A 255-nucleotide genomic window follows, 5' to 3' on the forward strand; every position below is an offset into this window, starting at 1 on the left:
GTACCCCAGCACAGGGGCGCGGTATCATCGCGCGTTCCCGCCATGGAGTCACCGCATGCCCAACCTTTCGACCCGCGGGACCGGCCGCGCGGCGGCGGTACTCCTGCTGCTGGCGCTGGGCCCGGTGGTGGCTGCCGCCGATGACACGCCCGCCGCGCCCAGCGCCCGCGACCGCGCGGTGGCCGATGCGGACCAGATTGCCCGGCAGCTGCACCAGGTGCGCGATGGCGAGAACGAACTGAACTGCGCCAAGGA

Annotated in this window: 1 protein-coding gene; it reads left to right on the forward strand. The window is 72.9% G+C overall.

Features of this window, described 5'->3' with window-relative positions:
* Positions 1 to 55 precede the first annotated feature (55 nt).
* Positions 56 to 255, forward strand: a 200-nt coding sequence (locus tag ACQG3P_RS20575) for a hypothetical protein (protein WP_426806083.1), incomplete at its 3' end; no start/stop codon positions are given.

It is taken from the genome of Stenotrophomonas sp. SrG, from assembly GCF_050031795.1.
GTDB classification, from domain to species: domain Bacteria; phylum Pseudomonadota; class Gammaproteobacteria; order Xanthomonadales; family Xanthomonadaceae; genus Stenotrophomonas; species Stenotrophomonas rhizophila_A.